Source organism: Butyricimonas sp. DFI.6.44 (assembly GCF_022132345.1).
GTDB classification, from domain to species: domain Bacteria; phylum Bacteroidota; class Bacteroidia; order Bacteroidales; family Marinifilaceae; genus Butyricimonas; species Butyricimonas muris.
On the sequence record NZ_JAKNJD010000005.1, the window covers coordinates 239,366 to 258,588 of the forward strand.

The 19,223-nt window shown below is 50.8% G+C and carries 15 protein-coding genes; 8 read left to right on the top strand and 7 right to left on the bottom strand.

The genetic code is table 11. From position 1 onward, the window contains the following. Nucleotides 1-64: 64 nt before the first annotated feature. A complete protein-coding gene (locus tag L0M98_RS08955; RefSeq protein ID WP_099294640.1) occupies nt 65-703 on the top strand; it encodes a SanA/YdcF family protein in 639 nt (212 codons plus the stop codon). 284 nt (nt 704-987) lie between these two features. Here L0M98_RS08955 and L0M98_RS08960 read toward each other — a convergent pair whose 3' ends face one another. From L0M98_RS08960 to L0M98_RS08970, 3 genes are all read right to left on the bottom strand, one after another. Beyond that, a complete protein-coding gene (locus tag L0M98_RS08960) occupies nt 988-1,653 on the bottom strand; it encodes a hypothetical protein (protein WP_186975746.1) in 666 nt (221 codons plus the stop codon). Nucleotides 1,654-1,734: 81 nt separating this feature from the next. Beyond that, on the bottom strand, nt 1,735-3,111 hold the full coding sequence (locus tag L0M98_RS08965; protein ID WP_227215602.1) for a DUF4270 domain-containing protein: 1,377 nt from the start codon (nt 3,109-3,111) through the stop codon (nt 1,735-1,737). A 13-nt stretch (nt 3,112-3,124) separates the two neighbouring features. Then, nucleotides 3,125-4,243: a DUF3575 domain-containing protein gene (locus L0M98_RS08970; protein WP_227215603.1), complete on the bottom strand. Its 1,119-nt coding sequence runs from the start codon at nt 4,241-4,243 to the stop codon at nt 3,125-3,127. 248 nt (nt 4,244-4,491) lie between these two features. Between L0M98_RS08970 and L0M98_RS08975 the strand changes: the two genes are divergently transcribed. From L0M98_RS08975 to L0M98_RS08990, 4 genes are all read left to right on the top strand, one after another. Then, nucleotides 4,492-5,637 (top strand): AraC family transcriptional regulator, encoded by a 1,146-nt coding sequence (locus L0M98_RS08975; protein WP_227215604.1) that lies wholly within the window; start codon nt 4,492-4,494, stop codon nt 5,635-5,637. A gap of 44 nt (nt 5,638-5,681) precedes the next feature. Continuing rightward, nucleotides 5,682-6,737 carry an AraC family transcriptional regulator gene (locus L0M98_RS08980; RefSeq protein WP_227215605.1) on the top strand — a complete coding sequence of 352 codons (1,056 nt, stop codon included), beginning with the start codon at nt 5,682-5,684 and terminating at the stop codon, nt 6,735-6,737. Nucleotides 6,738-7,434: 697 nt separating this feature from the next. Next, nucleotides 7,435-7,602 (top strand): hypothetical protein, encoded by a 168-nt coding sequence (locus tag L0M98_RS08985; RefSeq protein ID WP_176555097.1) that lies wholly within the window; start codon nt 7,435-7,437, stop codon nt 7,600-7,602. A gap of 3 nt (nt 7,603-7,605) precedes the next feature. Further along, on the top strand, nt 7,606-8,532 hold the full coding sequence (locus L0M98_RS08990) for a hypothetical protein (protein ID WP_227215606.1): 927 nt from the start codon (nt 7,606-7,608) through the stop codon (nt 8,530-8,532). A gap of 192 nt (nt 8,533-8,724) precedes the next feature. On the opposite strand, the gene L0M98_RS08995 is transcribed toward L0M98_RS08990, so the two are convergent. Beyond that, on the bottom strand, nt 8,725-9,885 hold the full coding sequence (locus L0M98_RS08995) for a DUF4468 domain-containing protein (RefSeq protein ID WP_227215607.1): 1,161 nt from the start codon (nt 9,883-9,885) through the stop codon (nt 8,725-8,727). An 806-nt stretch (nt 9,886-10,691) separates the two neighbouring features. Here L0M98_RS08995 and L0M98_RS09000 point away from each other — a divergent pair. The 3 genes from L0M98_RS09000 (at nt 10,692) to L0M98_RS09010 (ending at nt 15,909) form a co-directional block, all read left to right on the top strand. Beyond that, entirely contained in the window at nt 10,692-13,895 is a 3,204-nt protein-coding gene (locus tag L0M98_RS09000; protein ID WP_227215608.1) for a SusC/RagA family TonB-linked outer membrane protein, read from the top strand. A gap of 12 nt (nt 13,896-13,907) precedes the next feature. Continuing rightward, entirely contained in the window at nt 13,908-15,392 is a 1,485-nt protein-coding gene (locus L0M98_RS09005) for a RagB/SusD family nutrient uptake outer membrane protein (RefSeq protein WP_227215609.1), read from the top strand. 103 nt (nt 15,393-15,495) lie between these two features. Continuing rightward, nucleotides 15,496-15,909 carry a hypothetical protein gene (locus L0M98_RS09010; protein ID WP_227215610.1) on the top strand — a complete coding sequence of 138 codons (414 nt, stop codon included), beginning with the start codon at nt 15,496-15,498 and terminating at the stop codon, nt 15,907-15,909. 276 nt (nt 15,910-16,185) lie between these two features. Here L0M98_RS09010 and L0M98_RS09015 read toward each other — a convergent pair whose 3' ends face one another. From L0M98_RS09015 to L0M98_RS09025, 3 genes are all read right to left on the bottom strand, one after another. Continuing rightward, nucleotides 16,186-16,782 (bottom strand): YIP1 family protein, encoded by a 597-nt coding sequence (locus L0M98_RS09015; protein ID WP_227215611.1) that lies wholly within the window; start codon nt 16,780-16,782, stop codon nt 16,186-16,188. Between the two features lie 2 nt (nt 16,783-16,784). Continuing rightward, nucleotides 16,785-17,063 (bottom strand): DUF2089 family protein, encoded by a 279-nt coding sequence (locus L0M98_RS09020; RefSeq protein WP_227215612.1) that lies wholly within the window; start codon nt 17,061-17,063, stop codon nt 16,785-16,787. 185 nt (nt 17,064-17,248) lie between these two features. Beyond that, nucleotides 17,249-19,093, bottom strand: coding sequence for a biotin/lipoyl-containing protein (locus L0M98_RS09025; protein ID WP_099292932.1), 1,845 nt, complete (start codon nt 19,091-19,093; stop codon nt 17,249-17,251). Between the last annotated feature and the right edge of the window lie 130 nt (nt 19,094-19,223).

A 19,223-nucleotide genomic window follows, 5' to 3' on the forward strand; every position in this document is an offset into this window, starting at 1 on the left:
AGATTTAACAGTTTCGGACGGAAGCGTGAAGCGGAAATTGGGGTCACGGAAATGGAGAAAAATCGTGAAACGGGTTTTCGTGTATGGTATCGTTTTGCCCCTTTCGCTTTGTTGTATGGGGATACTCTTTTGTAATTACCGGATAACGTGTTATGCCAAAGGTCGGGTATTCACGGACACGGCATCAATCCCTTGTAACAAGGTGGGATTATTGCTTGGGACTTCCCCCCGGTTAAAGGGTGGGCGGAGTAACCCGTATTTCGACAACCGCATCAACGCGGCAGTGGCGTTATATAACGCAGGAAAGGTAAAATATATACTGATCAGTGGGGATAACCGCCGGCACAACTACAATGAACCTCAAGCCATGAAAGATTCGCTGTTGAGAAGAGGTGTTCCGAAAGAGGTGCTTGTGTTGGATTTCGCGGGACTGCGTACGCTCGATTCCGTGGTGCGTTCCAAGGAGATATTCGGGCAGGATAGTATCACCGTGATTTCCCAGCAATTTCATAACGAACGGGCTATATTTCTGGCTCATCATTATGAAATGGAAGCGATCGGGTACAATGCCGAAGATGTCGGAACCCAAGAAGGTTTCAAGACACAAGTACGCGAATTGTTTGCCCGGGTAAAGGTGTATGTCGATTTCTTCACGAACAAGCAACCCCGCCATTTAGGAGAGAAGATCGAGATTCCGGAATAAGTTTATAAAGTTCATAAACCCGAAGCGACAGGTTCTATTCGCCTTCGGCGAGTTACAGGTTGCAAGTTGCATTTGCCACAAGCGGCAAGTTACAAGTTACTTTTCTTGCGTTAAGGCTGTATTCCAACTCTTCCTCTGTTTATAGAGGAAACCGGCGAGTAAGCGAGGGCAATAGGGAAGCTTGCTTCCTGATTGCCGAGCGTGAGCTGGTTCGAGACCGGCTTCCGGGCTCACTTGGACGCGAAGCGAACGGAGGAGTTTAATCTAAAATCATAAATCATAAATCACCGAATCGTCAGGCTCATCGAATCGGTCGTTACTTCCAAATGTTGGCTTTCCGAAAATTCCGTTCTCTCGGGGTTGCAGAAGAAGGGGTAGAGGTGGATTTTCCGGGGTTGCTTGTCGTTGAGGACGATGGAGATGCCGCAACTGGCGCGGGTGACGCCGCTGTCGGCGACGAGCATGGGTTTGCCGGGTTTGTTGTCGAAGAGGACGCCGACGAGTAGCGGGTCGTGGGGAGAGCAATGGGGGGAGCGGCGGTTGTCCTGCCACGTGATGGTGATGGTGTTGCCGTCGGCGCGAGCCTCGAGGTTCCACGGCAGGCTTCTCGGCCCGAAGCTGAAACGGAAGAGGTGGAAACACGCCACGACGCGTCCTATCAACTTGTCGTGGTTCATGTGGAACATGAGGTTGTCGCCCGTGCGTCCTGCCCAGTAGAGGGTGGCGGCGGTTGCCCATGCCGGGTAGTCCGCCATCGTCCGGGCGAAAGCAGCGCCGAACTTCCTTGCCTTGCCGAATACCTCGTTCGTGCGTTCCTGCTCGGGATGCTTGGGTCCGGTATGCTTCCGGTTGTGCTTCGGTCGGAGTACCCAGTTGCCCAGTCGTTTGAAACCGATGATGTTGCGTAAGTTTACCCGCCGGATGGAGAAAAAGTCAAAGATCGTTTTCATGGTGTGTGGTTTATTTGTTACTAACTCGAGATTGGTTTCAGCCTGTGCCGGATTTGTCCGGTAGTCGTGTACCTTGTTGCTTTATTCCCCCGCGGGTTCGTGCCAATGCACCCGGATTTCGGGGAGGGAGTCCATCACCATCAGCCCCGCCGAGGCGGTCAGCTCATCCACCGGAACCCCCGCCAGCAGTGCCACCATGCCTTGCCCGGCGGCGCGGCTCAGCCGCGAGAGGTAGTAGTGCGTGATGTCGGCGGTGTATATTCCGTCCTTGGCATACGTCGGGGAGGCATCCGTCAGGATGGCGTCCACCGGTTTCCCCTCCGCGTCGGTCACCGCGGCCTTCACGCGGTTGTCGCCGTCCGTTTCGTAGAGGCGCACGGCGGCAGGCAGCGGGTAAGGCGTATTGGTCATCTCCTCTTTGACTTCCTCTTCCTCTTCCTCTTCCCCTTCCACGGGCGGTGTCGTGTACCATCCCGGCTGCCGGACATGCCACCGGATTTCCACCTTCGCCGGTGTGCGTCCCTCCGTTTGTCCCGGAAGCGCGTCCGGCAATTCCATCCGCACCATGTACCCGCCCGTGCCGCACACCACTGCCTGCCCGTCGGGGTATCCCTGCCGGGCGGCATCGGCAAACGGCAGGGCGTCCGTCTGCTGTTGGAGTACGCTATAAAGCGTCCCCGCCGGGTCGTTGACCGTGCTCATAAACATATACGGGGCATCCTCCGCCGCGCTCGTGACAAAGGAGCAGCTCCGGGCAGTGCCGCCGCCATCGTGCCAGTGGAGGGTGATGCCCATGCCGCCTGCCGACGGGTCGAGGGTGGAGATACAGGTGTTCGACGGGTCGGCCATCACGACCAGCCCTTTCAAATATTCCCGGAACTTGGCGGTATCCCCCATTACGCTGCTCCCGGCAGCGAGCATGGCGAGCATCTCCTGCCCGAGGGCGTCGGCGTTGTTGAGCCGGAAACGCAGAACGGGCGGCACTCTCCCCGCTCCGGGCCAAAGTGTTAACGAACCCAAAGGTTCAGCCTCGTGCGGGACAATGGCGTTATTGAAGACCGGGGCGGACGGGGGAATTTCCCGCAGGCGGTAGAGGTGGATTTGCTGCAACACGGTTGTATCTCCCCACACCGTCCCGCCGCCGCGGGCGAAAAAGGTGAGCGAATCGTACACGTGGTCTGCCCGCACCTCCGCGCCGGAAGGAGGCGAGAGGGTGAAATAGGGCGTCGCTCTCGTCACCCCCGTGATATCGTCCGTCTGTCCCAACAGCAGCATCCGGGGGGAAGAGGTCACGAAGGAGTCGCACTTTACGGTCAGTGCCGGAAGTTCCTCCGTCAAGACGGTGACCTTCACGGGAGGCTCCGGGTCGTGAATCGGGTCTTTCACGTCGCAAGCGGCGAGCAACAAGATTGCCGCCGGGACGAGAAGTGATGTAATCGTAATTTTCATATCTTTCATTCGTGTATTTGTTCTACTTGTTCCTTCCGGTAGTCCACACGAGGCTGATTCCTGCTTGTGTCGGTCCCCAGAAATTCTTTGTTTTCCCTCTTTCCTTGTACCGTCGTGTTCCTTCAACCGCGTCGAACGTGTCGTGGTCGAAGCGCGTGTAGCCCAGTCCGAGATTGAAGTCGATGGAGAAGCAGCGCGAGAGATAGAGCTGGTAGCCCGTTGTCACGCCCGCGCTCCACGTCGTGCCTTGGTAGCCGGTGTCTTTCGACAGGAAGCTGCCTATCGGGTACTTGTATATATTGTACTCGCCGTAGCTGCCCGATACTCCCGCGTAGAAGCGTTTGCCGTCGAGCAGGTACCACCTTGCTTCGGGGTTGAGCAGCCATACCTTCTGCACCTTGCCGCGGTCGCCGTTCCACCGCGCGAGGCTGCCGTCGAGCCGTATGCCGACATGGCGGTTCACGCGCCACTCCGCTCCCAGTGCGGGAAGCAGCAAGGCGTCGTGCAGCAGGTTCGTCCGTATGGCGAAGCGGTACAGGCGTGCCGGGGATTCCGGTTCCGCTGGTGGCGCGGGTGCAACTGCCTTCGCGGGTGCGTTTTCTGTTATCGTTTCTTCGACCGTCACCGTTTTCTTTTCTGTCGTTTTTTTCTCCGCGGCGGCGGGTGGAGCCTCTTCCTTCGGCTTCTCCGCCACGGGCAGGGGTGCCGCTTTTGCCGGGACGCGGAGGGTCATGATTACCGCGTCCCGGTTGCCGTCGCGGGCGACGGCGCGGTTAGTGGTTATGAAGTTCTCTTCCTTGAGTCCCCGGCGCGTGATGAGTTCCGACTTCACGCGGTTGGCGCGGACGCGTGCCATGTCGAGGTTTTCCCGTTCGGAGGGGAGGGAGGCACAGTAGCTGTCCACGGCGAGAGGCATGCTGCCGTCGGCTATCTGCGCGCGGTATTCGTCCACGAGCGAGAGCAGGCGGCGGAGTTCCGCCTCGTTGCCCCGGAGGAAAAACATATCGTTGCCCGGCAGGAAGCGGAAAGTGACGACGGAATCTGCCGCCACTCTGTCCGCCCCCCGGGCGGGCGGTGTACCGGAAACCGGCATGCCCGCTATCAAAAAGAGTAGGATCTTAGTTAGTCGAGAAAGTTTCATAAAGCTGTTATTTATATATAAGTATTTTGTCGATTTACCGGAATGTCACCGCGTGCGGTGGTTTGTGAATGTAAAACTAGGTAAAAATGAAATCCGCCGGGAGACAATTCAACAAAATATTGCTTGCCAAATCGTAATAGGGGTATTTTTTTCACTTGCCAAATCGTAATTCCGTGCAAAAAGGTAAAAAACGTACTATTTCGGGCTATGATAGTCGTTTTTTGACAAAAACGCGATATATTTGAAGCATGGATGTGTCTGCTGCCTACCCGATAGCCATGACGGTGCTCGTGCCCGTTTTCTCGGCGGTGTCCTGCGGGATACTCGCTCTTTTTTCCCTGCCGGACAGTTTGACGCCGGGGGAGAAAAAGTTGAAACGGGTGCTTCTGGTCTATCTTTCCCTGTCGGCACTCGGTTGGTACACGTTTTTTTGTTACGAGTTCCAGCCGGGACTGTTTGTCCTGCTGAACACGGTTTGCCTTTTGGGCTTCGTGCTCCCGTCGATATTCTTTTACCGCGTGATCCGTTACCTTACGCGACTGGGGTTGCCGGAGCGTTTCCCGCCGTGGCATTACCTTGCGCCCGGGGTGTTGGCGGGGGTGATGCTGGGGTGGTCGCTGTTCGTGCCCGGCGAGGTGCAGCTGGAAATCGTCACGGGCAAGGCGCTGGTGACGCCGCCGGGATACGGGGCGTACACCCGCTTTTTCACGATAAAGCCCTTGGCGCGGGTGATTTTCGGGTTGGTGTATTACGCGTTGACGATCGGGGTACTGGTACGTTATTATAAAAAGATGAGCGAGCGGGACACGCTGGCGCGTGCGCCGGCACGGTGGGTGATTTTCCTCGTGGCGATCTCCGTGGCGTCGTTGCTCTCGTCGCTGTTGCCTACCTTTATGCCGCGCGGTAAAATACTTTATTCCATCTGGACGAGCGTGGTGACGTTGAGCATCGCCGCGCAACACGTGTTGCTGACCTACCACGTGATACGGCGCGAGTACGTGCTTTACGCCGTGCCCGAACCGGAGGGAAAAGTGCCGGGGGACGCGGCTGAAAAGACGCCGCGCAGGCAACATTCCGGCAGTATGTCGCGGTTGAGGCTGGAAACGTATTTCGTGAAGGAGAAACCTTACCTGAACCCGGGTTACAAGATAACGGATCTGGTGGAGGCGCTGGACGTGAACCGGACGGTAATATCGGCGTTTATCAACCGCGAGTACGGGATGAATTTCAACCGCTACCTGAACCACTGGCGGTTGCGGGAGGTGGAACGGCTCCGCTCGCTGCCCGGCAACGAGGGCAAGAGCGAGAGCGCGTTGGTCAAACAAGCGGGATTCGGCGAGTACAGGCAGTACACCCGCGCCCTTGCCGCCGGGCGGGAAGGAGGGGAGCCATGATCGGGCGGGAGCTTGTCGAGGCGTTCGCCTTCACGGCGCCCGTCGTGTGCGCGCTGGTGTGTATGGTGATGGTGCTGCTGGACGCGCGGACACGGGGGCGAAGCCGGGAAGACCGCCAATTGCGCCTGTTTCTGGCGCTGGCGTATTTCGTTACCTCGCTGGGGTGGATGGGGTTGGTGTTTTACACGATTTATCCCCGTGTCTTCATCTATTATCACTCGGTGTTCCTGCTGACGCTGATGCTGGACCAAGTGCTGTTCTACCGTTTCGTCGCCATTCTCACGGGCACGGGAGAGTACCGGCGGTTCGGCCGCCTGCATCTGGCGATACCGCTCGGCATTGTGGCGGTTTCGGTGATTTTTGACTTCGCCGTACCCGTTAGCCTGCAGGCGGCGGTGGTCTACGGCGACGACGCGTCGGGGACGTGGTTCCGGGTGATGTATGCCATGACAACGCTCGTGTTCGTCGTTTACAATACCGTTTATCCCGCGTTGAGCTTGAGGAATATACGCCGTTACAAGCGATGTGTCGTGAATTACTCGTCAGACGCGCGTCGGTCGTCGCTCGGTTGGCTGGCGCTGATGCAGGCGTTGATACTGGTTTGCGTTCCGGTGCCGTTGGCGGGATTGTTATTTCGCGTTCCGGTTTTCGCCACCAATTATTTCGTGTGGCTGGGTGCGCTGCCGACCTTCGTGTTTTACTTGATATTGTGCTATAACCTGCTCGATGATAATTACGTTATTATCAGGCAGGATGCCGGGGAAGAGGAGTACCCGCCCGACAAATCGATACCTCCCGGCCGTGCGCGTTTCACGCGTTACATGCGGGAGAAAAAGCCTTATCTTAATCCCAAGCTGCGTATTACCGACCTCGCCGCCGGAATGCACACGAACCGCAGTTATCTCTCGGCGTTTATAAACAAGGAGTTCGGCATGAACTTTTGCCGTTTGATCAACCGCTATCGCCTCGCGCATCTTGAACGCCTCCGCCTTTCCCCCGACAACGCGGGCAAGAGTAAAATGGAACTGGTGATTATGGCGGGGTTCAGTAATTACAGGAGTTATCTGCGGGTGAAGGAGGAGGAAAGGCTTGTTAATTAGGTGATTTATGATTTTAGATTTTAGATTGAACTCCTCCGTCCGCTTTGCGTCCAAGTGAGCCCGGAAGCCGGTCTCGAACCAGCTCACGCTCGGCAATCAGGAAGCAAGCTTCCCTATTGCCCTCGCTTACTCGCGGGTTTCCTCTATAAACAGAGGAGGAACTGGAATACAGTCATGAACGCTAGAAAAATAACTTGTAACTTGCCGAAGGCAAATGCAACTTGCAACCTGCAACTCGCCGAAGGCGAATAATCTAATATTAGACTATATCCCTCCGGCAAACATTTAACTGCCGAGCTATCGGATTAACTAAATATATTGTCGTTATATCGTTATTATAACCTGCCTATAGCAGGTTATGAGCAGGTTTTGAGCAGGTGATGGGCAGGTTATGAAGGTTCCTAGCCCTTTGGTGGCGCGGGTTTCGGGAGGGTAAAACGGGAAAAAAGGTGTAAGTGATTATAAAACAGAATGGTGTGATTTGTATTTATTTTAGGTAATATTGGATTAAAATTAAATAAGTATTATAAAAATAATTTAAAAACAAATGAATATTTTCTTTGTTTTGTAATCTAATTGTTTTAATATTGCATTACGATATCGTTTGAAAAAAGAAGGAAGACCCCAACGAGGCACCCCGGGGATCGGGTGTGACCGGTAGAACTAACACGACGTTTCATTATAAAAAAGAGAAAGTATGTACATGAAGAAATTGTTTCCTTGCTTGAAGAACATCCCTTGTTCCGGCAACGGCGTGTGGATCAGGCTCCCGGACGGCAGTATCGGGAAGTGGAACCTGTCGAAGGCAAACGCGACCTGCAACTCGCCGAAGGCGAAAAAAGAATTACGAACTAAAAAGAATTGAATTATGGCAAAAGGTAAATCAACCCTGTTTTGGGAATTGCGCCAGAGTATCGGTCAACACCGTTTCACCACGAGTTGGGACGGCGAGATAATCTCGGCGATGAAAGGTAAAAAGAACCCTGTTTACTCGAGCAAGGAGAAGCAGGAGGCACGTGACTTGCGTATAGCGGGTTACGGCGGTTGCGGGAAACTTACCCGTCCGTTGCTGGAAACGTTGCGGGTGAGCTTTCGCGAGCGCAAGAAGCGGGAATCGCCGATGAACGCTTTCATGCAGGCGAACGTAAAGACGCTCTGCACGGCGTCCCGCGACGCGTTGACGAAGAAAATCGTGCTGGAGTACGATTTCGGCGGGATGCAGGTGAGTGACGGCTCTCTGGACACGGCGAACGTGACGGCGACGGTGGACATGGACACGAACAAGGTGGCTTTCGTGCAGGTGGACGAGGTGATCCCCGGCGGGTTGGCGCGGGAGAACGACCGGGTGTACGCCTGCATGTTCACGGCGGGCGCGGAGGATCACAAGTCGATGCGCAGCCTGCGAGTGGATTTGCGTGACCGCGGCGAGGCGGGCTCGACATCGGCACTGATCCCGGCGGGCTGGAACAAGGCGGCGCTGTTCATCTACGCTTACGCCGTGTCCGCCGATGGCAAGTACTCGTCGCCCTCGACGCGGCTGTACCCGCCCCCCACGGCGGAGGAGCTCACGCTTGCCGAGGCGGTGGAGGCGTACGAGGCGGCACAGTTGCGGCTCGCCGTCCGCGAGGTGACCGCCACGCCCGAGGAGCGCGAGGCTATCACGCGGGCGAAAGCGGGCGTGAAGAAAGCAACCGCCGCCGCCGAGAAGGAAGCGGTGAAAGCGAAAAAGTCAGCTTTCGAGATAAAACTGGCGGGATTGGAGGCGGCAACTAGACAATTGAAAATTGAAAGTTGAAAATTGAAAATGATTTGTTCGCCTTCGGCGAGTTGCAAGTTGTTGAATCTAAAACAAACCGGAAAAGAAGCCGGGATACTGCCGAAGGTGGCGGTATCCCGGCTTTCCCGCTTCAGTGGCACTTTCATTTTCAATTTTCAATTAACTTGCCGCTCGCGGCAAATACAACCTGAAACTTGCCTTTGGCAAGTTTCATTTCACCCATACATTCAAGATCTCGCCGATAAACATCTTGTGCATGGCTTTACCCGACCATTGTTTTTTGAGTTCGGGATCGGAGATGCCGTCGATGTTGATGGTTTGGGAAATCATTTTGCGACACTCGATAATCATCCATGCTTCCGAGAACGCTTTGCTGCCGGAAGGGGTGGTGACAGGGGTTAGTCCGGCTCCCTTTACTTTATCGGCATCCTTGCCGGAGTTGTGCCCGCAATAGTTCAGCGCTTCGCGGTACGTTTCGGTGTAGAACGTGAGCGTGTAGGTGTCGCCGTTATCCATCAGGTCATACGTGTAGCGTGCCGGGGAGATGAAACAGAAAGCCACGGGTTTGTTGTACAAGTATCCCAGTCCGCCCCAGCTTGCCGTCATGGGGTTGAATTTCTCGTTATTCCCGCCCGTGATCAGCATCCAGTCTTCGGAAAGCATTTTGATGATGTTTCCGGGAATCTTGTCGGGAGCGATCCGCTTGTAACCTTGCAGGGCTTCACCCGACACGGGAGCGATGTTCTCCACCGCTTGGGCGGGAGGGGCTACTGCCGGGGGCGTGGGTACGTTTTGTGCTGCCGCGGGTTGTACGCCGAGGCTCTTTTCCGCGCCCTCGAACAAGTTTTCCGCGAGATCGACAGTTTTGATACGGAATTTGGCAATTCGTTTGATCAGTTTTGTCCGGTCCTTGTTCATGGCTTGCTCATCGGTGATCCAATCTTCCGCCGCCAGACGGTCTTTGCTGTCTTCCGGGTAGAGATAATGGATGTTCGTGATTTCCATGACGCATTTGCCGGGAGAGCAAACGAAGTTCACCCGATAGTTGGTTTTTGCCCGGTCGAGAGAGAACGTTTTGTCGGCGAACACGAGATATTCGCTGCCGTAGCAAGCGATTTGCCCTTCTTCCTTGTTCGAGTACGCGACTTGTCCCCAGTTACCTTTATCCGTTTTAAACCGGGAATTTGCCCATGCCGACACGGCATCGAAGATTTGATCTTTGGACAAATTAGGGGCTTTGATTTCTTTCTTGAACATCACTTTACCGTCCACCACGGGAACGGCGCCGGTCATGTATTTGCTGTCAACTTCTTCCTGCGCGAAAGCGAACGCGGGTAAGAGGCAAAAAATAAGTAAAAGACGCTTCATCATAGTATGTCAGATTTAATAAATATTTCAGTACGGGTATTGCCCCGTCAAATCGGGGGAAAACAATAGAAGCCGCTCTCAAAGTTAAAGAAATATTTTGTATTCCGGCAGGAGAAAGGGAATATTTAAGATTTTAGATTGAAGATTGAAAAGATTCCCGAAGCAAGGCGGTATTCGAGCTCCTCCTCTGTTTATAGAGGAGGTGGCACGGAGTGCCGGAGGAGTTTATTGATTAAGTGATTCAATGATTGTCGATTCAATGATTAACGAAGCGTCGCTCGTGCGACCGGAATCATTCAATGTAAAATCGCTAAATCTACAATTAATAAACTCCCTCCCCTCTTCGGGGTATTGAGCCCGGAAACCGGTCTCGAACTGGCTCTCGTTCGACAGACAACGAGCAAGCTCTCTGTCTGTTCTCTCTTACTCGCCAGTTTCCCTCTATAAACAGAGGAGGAGCTGGAATACAGTCTTTAACGCTAGAAAAGCAACTTGTAACTTGCCGCTTGCGGCAAATGCAACCTGCAACCTGCAACTCGCCGAAGGCGAAAACCGAAGTGTGGTATTTTTCCACAAAGTGCGGACGGGGATTCCTCATTTTCCACGTTTGTCCGTTCGGGTATGTTGTTGAGGTAAAGTCGATTGTTGCTTTTTGTTGTTTTCGGTATATTCTTTGAAAAATATTCAGGTATGGTTACTGTTTTCCGTGTGCATGAAGGTTAATAAAGTCGGGAGAAGTAGTTGGATTGACGGAAAAGGAGGAACAATGAATTTATGGAATAATTGATAAATAGAATATTGAAGATCGTATGGAAAAAGTTAAATTTACATTAGCCAATTCGTTTTTATGGATCTTTCTTTTCTCGGCTTTGCCTTTGACCTTATGTGCCCAAGACGATAAGGCCAAGGAATCGCAACGTACCATAAAAGGACGGGTTCTTGACGAGAACAGGGAACCCATGGCAGGAGTGCTCGTTTTGATTAAAGGAACTACAAGAGGTTCCGCCACGGATGACGAAGGGCAGTACACCTTGAATCTGATGCAACAGGATAGTTTGCTTGAATTCAGTTTCTTGGGATATGAAACAAGGACAATAAAATTGTCCTCTTCCCAGAAGACGGTGAACGTGACGTTGCGTCCTACCCGGATACGGATGGACGAAATCGTGGTCGTCGGGTTCGGGACACAGGCACGGGAAAAAGTAACCTCCGCTATCACTAAACTGCCCCCTTCGGCTTTGGAGAACGTGCCTTATACCAATCTCGCTTCGGCATTGCAAGGCAACGTTTCCGGGGTACAGGTGCAGAGTACGTCCGGGCAACCCGGCGCGGCGCCGAGGGTGATTGTCCGGGGTGGTACTTCGATCAATAACATGAACGGGGCGGCACCTATTTATATCGTGGACGGGATCATTCGTACCGATCTTGCCGACTTGAACAGTAATGATATCGAGTCGCTTCAAGTATTGAAGGATGCCGCTTCCACCGCTATCTATGGGGCAAGAGCTTCCAACGGTGTGGTGATCGTCACCACGAAAAGCGGAAAGCCGGGCAAGATACAGGCTAATTATTCGTTCGGGTTGACAGTTTCCGAACCCGGGGAAAAATATGATCTGGCTTCCGGGCGGGAGTATATCGAGATGAACCGGAAAAGTATGCAGTACGCTTCCCGCTACAACGCCAGTGCTTTGGACCGTCTTAATTCGGCTCTCGGTTTCGGTACGGGAAACGATTTGACGAATAACACGGCTTACACGACGCAATACTTGACGGAAGCCAATAAACACAAGTTGAACGAGGGGTGGGAGAGTATGCCGGACCCGATTGATCCCTCGAAGACGATTATATTCAAGGATACGGATTTTCAGGATTTGATTTACCGTACGGCTTACACGTACTCGCATAACCTGACCGTTTCGGGTGGAAGCGATAAAGCTACGTTTTATGCCGGGTTAGGGTACATGGATAGCGAGGGAACGGTGATCACGACCAAGTACCGCCGTCTTTCTTTCAGCTTGAACGGCAGTCTTAAATTGCGGGACAATCTGAACGTGTCGGGGCGGATGATGTACACCACTTCAAGTAATAACGAGGTATATGACCTCGCTCAGATTTTTTACCGGGCGGCATCTTTGCCCCATACCGCGAAATACACGTACGAGGACGGAACGCTGGCACCGGGACAAAATCGCAGTATCGGTAATCCCGTTTACCATTTGAACAATGACAAGCGAAAGAACAGTAAGGATAACCTCTCTCTTTCTCTTGCCGCGGACTGGGAATTTCTCCCCGGTTTCAGGTTTACCCCCCAGTTGTCCATGTACAAGTACACCACGGACGGTTATTCCTTCATCCCGTCTTATTGGAACGGTTCCATGACATTTAACGATTCACGGGAAGCGAAAGGATATTACACGAAAACGTTGCAGGGACAAATGGATTTGGTGTTAGGGTATAATAAGCTGTTTGCCGACGCGCATAACGTGGACGTGAAAGCCGGATTCTCTTATTTCGGGAGGGAGAAATCGACGTTGAACGCCACGGGAGAGGGAGCGGCGACCGATTTGATTCCCACGTTGAACGCTTCCGCTTCGGCAAAAAGCGTGAAAGGGGATGAAAGCACGCAGGCGATAGCCGGATTCTTTGCCCGCGTGAATTACGATTACAAGGACAGGTACCTGATTTCGCTGAGTGCCCGTTTCGATGGAGCGTCCAACTTGGGTGACGACCACAAGTGGGGATTTTTCCCCGGTGTATCCGTCGGTTGGAACGTGCATAACGAGAAATTCTGGGAGCCGTTGAGTTTTATCCAGTTGAAATTAAGAGGTAGTTACGGGGTGACGGGAAATATCAGCGGACTGGATGATTTTCAGGCACGGGGTACGTATGCCGTGGGAAAAATCTACGATGGAACTTCTGCCATCCAGAACACGGTCATCCCGAACTCGGAACTGAAATGGGAACAGTCCAAGACTTTTGACGTCGGTGCCGATATCGGGTTGTTCAACCAACGGGTGGGGATACTGTTTGATTACTATCGCCGGGTGACGGATAACTTGATCACTCAACTTTCATTGCCGCCTTCTACCGGGTTTGCCAATATTTACACGAACTTGGGACGCTTGGAAAACAAGGGATTCGAGTTGGAAGTGAACGCTAATATCCTTCCGGGATGGAGTGCCGTGCAATGGACTATGGCAGCCACGGTCACGAACACGAAACACAAGATATTGAAGTTGCCGGAGAATGGGGCCGAGAATAACCGTATCGGCGGGGAATACGTGTGGGTACCTTCCCGGGGTGAATACGCTTGGGTAGGCGGTTTGCAGGAAGGCGGACGTGTCGGTGATATTTACGGTCACGTGATTGAAGGTGTGTACGCTACTGACGCGGAGGCTCAGGCAGACCCGACCGTGAATACCATGATTCCGGGTAATGACAAGACTAAATACGGCGGTTACTCCATATTCCGGGATGTGGACGGTGACGGACAGATTGATTCCAAGGATAAAGTATATTTGGGAAACTACTATCCCAAGTGGACGGGAGGATTCTCTAGCAAACTCTCGTTCCGTAGATTTACCTTCTCGTTCCGTTTCGACTACACGCTGGGGCACAAGATATATAATTATGCAGCCCGCTTTATGAACAATAACTCGCAAGGCGACGGAAATCTCACGAAAAACATGGCGGTAAATTCATGGAAAGAACAAGGGGATGATGCTTCAATGCCTTGTTATATCTGGAATAGTGCTTATAATCACCCGGAGAGAGCTAATATTTACGTGGAGAAGGGGGATTTCCTTTGTTTGCGCGAGATATCTTTGAGTTACGAGTTCCCGAGAAGGTGGCTGCGGAAAGTGGGACTTGCCGGAGTACGTATGCACGTGACGGGGAATAACCTTCACTATTTCACGAATTATTCGGGATTGAACCCGGAAGAGGGCGGACAAGATAACGGGCGTTATCCTATTCCGAAAAACATTATTACAGGAGTATCTATCACATTTTAAATGAATCGAGCCATGTGTAAATTGAAAAGACAAATAATTCATATAGCCATGGGAGTGAGTATGGGACTTGCCATGGGGGCGTGTGACATACTGGATGTTGATCCCACGAGTGTTATCACGGCTGACTCTTTCTGGAAAACCGAATCGGACGCGGAAGGCGGGTTGGCGGGAATGTACGTGTTCCTGCGGGATAATACGACGGATAATATGTTTATCTGGGGAGAGATGCGAAGCGAAACGCTGGAATCGGAGGCTATCGTGGGGGATAATTACAAGAAATACAGGGATAATGACTTGAGTGCAAGTTTCGGACCCACGTGGGAAAAATTCTATGCCACGGTGAACGCGGCAAATTTGCTTCTGACAAAGGTACCGGAAATTCCTTTCACTGACGAGTCCAAACGTAACCTGATACTGGCGCAAGCGCATGCCATGCGGGCATTCGTGTATTTCACCATGGTGAAGATATGGGGCGGAGTGCCCCTGCGGACGGAAGCAATGGAGGGGTACGATCCCGCGAAAGTGCAGAAAGCAAGGGCAACCGAGGAGGAGTTGTTTACTTTTATCAAGGATGATATTGAAGATGCTTTGGGATTATTTCCCTCGACGGCTTTCGAAACAGGCAGAAACCATTGGTCTAAAGCGGCAACTTACGCGTTGAAAGCGGATGTTTATCTTTGGACGGCACGCCGTAAGAACGGTGGCGAAACCGATTACCGCACGGCCTTGGGAGCCTGCGAGGAAGTGCAGAAAATCGCCGGAATCCGTCTTCTGCCGGAGTTTAAAGACGTGTTCGCTTACGAGAATAAAGGGAATGACGAAATCTTGATGGCTGTCAATTACAAGTTGAACGAGGCGGATAATAATTATTTTGACATGATGCATATTTCTCCGGCTACTATTTCTCCTGATATTGAACCGGAGATACTGGAAATTATCGGTGCCGGGGGCGGATTGATGGAACAATCACCGTCCAAACATTTGCGGGAACAGTATGCACCGGACGATAGCCGGAAAGACGCTACTTTTCTTGAAATATACAAGACGGTAGAGGGTGAGCGGAAGTATTACGGGACCATGGCTATGAAAGGACGAGGGACGGTGGTTTCGGGAGTCCGCTATTTCGTGGACGATATTATCCTTTACCGTTATGCCGATGTGTTACTGATGAAAGCGGAGGCGAAGAACGGGTTGGGCGAAGACCCGACCGACGAGATGAAAGAAGTCCGGGAACGTGCCTACGGCGAGAAGTACGCCGACCACGCGTTCGTGAACGGTACTCCCGCGGAAAACGATGCTGCCATTTTGCAGGAACGGTTGTTGGAATTTGCTTTTGAATGTAAGCGTTGGTGGGATTTGGTACGTTTCGATAAAGCATTCGAATTGGTACCCTCTCTCGTGGGACGTGACAATCCGGATTTGCTTTATTTCCCTATTCCCAACAGTGTGTTGAGTCTTGAACCGCTTGTTGAACCTAATCCGGGTTGGCCGATGTAATAGAAAAAGGTTCTGCCTTTAACGAATAGGTCGGAAGTTCTTTTGAACTTTCGACCTATTTTCATACTTTAGCGCATTGAAATAAAAGAAAAAAGATGTAATCATGAATAATGAGTTGCTTGAAAGATTAAAGACCGAATACGGGGAAGAGGACGACGTGATCCAATTGTACGAGGAATGGGGCGAAACGCCCTATTTACAAGAGATATTTCAAATTCTGGATCGACAAAATTCCGATTGGACTCTGGAACGGGAATTGGGTAGTTGGGCAGCTGAATTTATACTGGATATATTGCAGGAACACGAGGAAGAATTGGAAAATTTATCCGTGGAAGATCGTGGGAAATTATTCGAGGAGGAGATTGACGAACGCTATGCCGATTTCAAAAGTTGTCGCCAATTCGCTCGTGTAAACAATCTTTCTATACAATTCGAGGAAGACGAGGATACCGATTGTCAAGACTTGGATGAGTATATTGCCGAGGACGGAGAGGAAATAGGTTTTCCCCGGTATTAAACTCCCTCCCCCCTCCGGGGTATTGAGTCCGAAACGGACTCGAACTGGCTCTCGTTCGACAGACAACGAGCAAGCTCTCTGTCTGTTCTCTCTTACTCGCCAGTTTCCCTCTATAAACAGAGGGAGAGCTGAATTACTCACCGTCTTCGGGATGAGTCACCAGCTCCTCCTCTGTTTATAGAGGAGGAGGCAGCGAAGCTGACGGAGGAGTTTTTAGAAAAAATGACTTTTGCCTCCCTCATCGAAACCGTAATAATAAGATAAACTAAGGTGTGATTACGAATTATAGCATAAGTTGATTAACACCCGGCAGATCAAATCACCCCCTATAATAGCGATAGCGTATAGTATTCCCAGACGATAGCCTTTCAAGTTGCACGACACCCGTAGCGCGTGAAACATCCATATCAGTACCCAAACAAAGAAAATCAGGGAAAATAAAGAGAACCATACGCCTTTTATAAATTCCGGTTGTGCAAGTAATTCCTGTATGGATAGAGCGTTCGGGTTGAGTTGTGTCATAAACCGGAGCGAAGGTATAAAGTAGAAAAGGTTCATGATAATGAAAGGCAATTGAGCGAATGCCACAGTTCCCAAGACATCGACAATACGGATGCGGGAGCGAGAAAGTAATAATCCCCCGAGGTAAAACAGAATGGCAGGAATAAGCCATATCACCAGATGTTCGGCGGCGAAGCACCACCATGCCGGATTGGGTGCCCAACCAAAGTGTAATAGTCCGTGATAATGTAATCCGGTGGAATAGGAGAGTAAGGTGGCAAGCACAATACCGAGGAAACCCCATCCTAATGCCGAGTAGCCGGCTATTCGTGCGAAAGGATTGAACAATAAATTGAGTCGTTGTTTTTTCATAGCTATTCCATTTTATTAAGTTTGTCAATCAAATCATCCAGTACGTTGCGCACCGTGGGGTAACTGACTCCCATGTTTTTTGCCATATCTTTCAAGCTGCCGCTGGACTTTATGAAAGCAATGGCAAATTGTTGTTCGTTTTCTGTCAGTCTGGTTAATACCGGTAGCTCGAATGAACCGCACACTTCCGTGTCACATTCTTCACAAAAGAGTCGTCCGACCTTTAGCGTGGAGTCGCATGCCGGACATCTTAGGGGTAATCGTTTCTTTGATGTATTCATAATACGGATTATTATTTGCAACAAAGGTAATTAAATAATCAATATTATGAATGTATAAATGAATAAAATTAATATCTTATTTTATTTTATTTGTCTGAAGTGAGATAAACATTCTTCAAGAGGGGGAGGGTGTTAAACAAAAAAAGGAGCTATTGCAGCTCCTTTTCCAGTATTTGAATCTTTAATCAAATTTCGATTTCGATCAATTTAGCTCCGGCGCTAACCGATTTACCTTCTTGGGTAAGAATACGTTTTACTCTGCCGTTATAATCGGATGTAATGTTGTTTTCCATCTTCATGGCTTCGAGTACAAGTACGTTCTGACCTTTGGATACGGTATCTCCGGGTTTTACCAGAATCTTGAAGATATTTCCCGGCATCGGTGCTTCTACTACTTTTCCGGTAATAGGCTCGTCTTTTTGAACATCTTCTTTTTGTTGTGCTTGTCCTTCTTTATGGGTTGCTTGGTAGCGGGCTTCTTTCTGTTTCGTCAAGAAGGTTTTAGCTACAGCGGGGAAAAGTTCCAATAAAAGAACTTCTTTCTCGTTCTCGGCAAGTTTTACGCCACCAAATTCTGTCAACACGGGATTTTCCTGCATTTGATATTTGGAAGTGTCATACGGGATTTCCTCGCGAGTTCCGGCAATTTTTAGACGGAATTCCGGATCTACCGGAACGGGAGTTTTTCCGTATTCCCCTTTCACTAACGCAACGAATTGATTAGACGTGTTGGAATACATCGGTTTTCCATTCTTCACGTCCAAAGCACAGTTCACGGCTTGAGCGCCCACGATTTGGCTGGTCGGGGTTACTAGAGGAGGAAGACCTGCTGCTAAACGAACAGTCGGTATCAACTTCATGGCATCCTCGAGGATATCCATAGAATTCAATTGTTTCAATTGGGCTACCATGTTGGTGTACATACCACCGGGAACCTCGGCTTTTTTCACGAGCTCGTTCGGTTTCGGGAAGTTGAAGTATGCCTCGATAGCGTGGCAAGCTTGTAACAATGCTTCTTCGTTGTTGTTCTTGGCAGCAGCGATAGCGTCGTCGAATAGCTTGTCTATGTTAGCAGGAAGCGTGTCCGTGAGCGGGTTGAACGGATTCGGGAATTGTTTAACGGCGTCGAATGCTTCCAACTCTTTCCGGATGTTGTACAACTCTTTATTGATTTTGGCAACGGCCTCCATGTTTACATCCATTTCTATGCCTAATTTCTGGCAGAAGATATAAATCAATTCGATAGCCGGAGCGGCAGGACCACCCGCAAAGTTCCAGATATTGGTATCCACGATATCCACCCCGTGCACGATAGCGGAAAGTACGGCTCCAAGTCCGTAGCCGGGAGTACAGTGGGTATGGAAGTCTACCGGGATTTTCAGGTTTTTCTTGAAAAGCGGAAGTAATTCGGCGATACGTGCCGGGTTAATCAGACCACTCATATCCTTGATCGTGATCATGTCAGCCCCGAGAGCTTCCATTTCTTTTGCTTTATTCAAGAAGTACTCGTCCGTGAACACGGGTTCCGGGTTCTTTTTACCTTTCAACTTATCCATCAGGCTAAGTTTCGGGTATTTCGGGTCAATCGTGTAACAAACCGCACAATCAGCCATACCACCGTATTTCTTCACGTATTTGATGGTCGATTTCACGTTGTTCACGTCGTTCAAAGCATCGAAAATACGCATGATTCCTAAACCGGACTCGATGGCGTTTTTACAGAAGCCTTCGATAATTTCGTCGGTATAGGGAGCGTAACCGAACAGGTTACGACCTCTTGACAACGCGGTCAGTTTGGAAACATCACCTACAACGGCTTTGATTTTTTCCAGACGATCCCACGGGTTCTCGTTCAAGTAACGCATCACGGAGTCGGGTACTGCACCACCCCATACTTCCATCGCGTAGAATTTTGCGTCTTTGTAGAAAGGTAACACGCGGTCTACTTGGTTTTGATTCATTCTAGTCGCGAATGAAGATTGTTGACCGTCTCTCAATGTCAAATCTCTAATGAGTAATTTTCGTGCCATGTTTTATAAGAATTTAATTGTTATGTGTTTATTCTATTTTAATGCTTCAAATCTATTCAAAAAAAAAGAGTTTTCCTAATAATACTCATGAAAAATCAAAGAAAAACTAACAAATTTTTGGATAATTGAC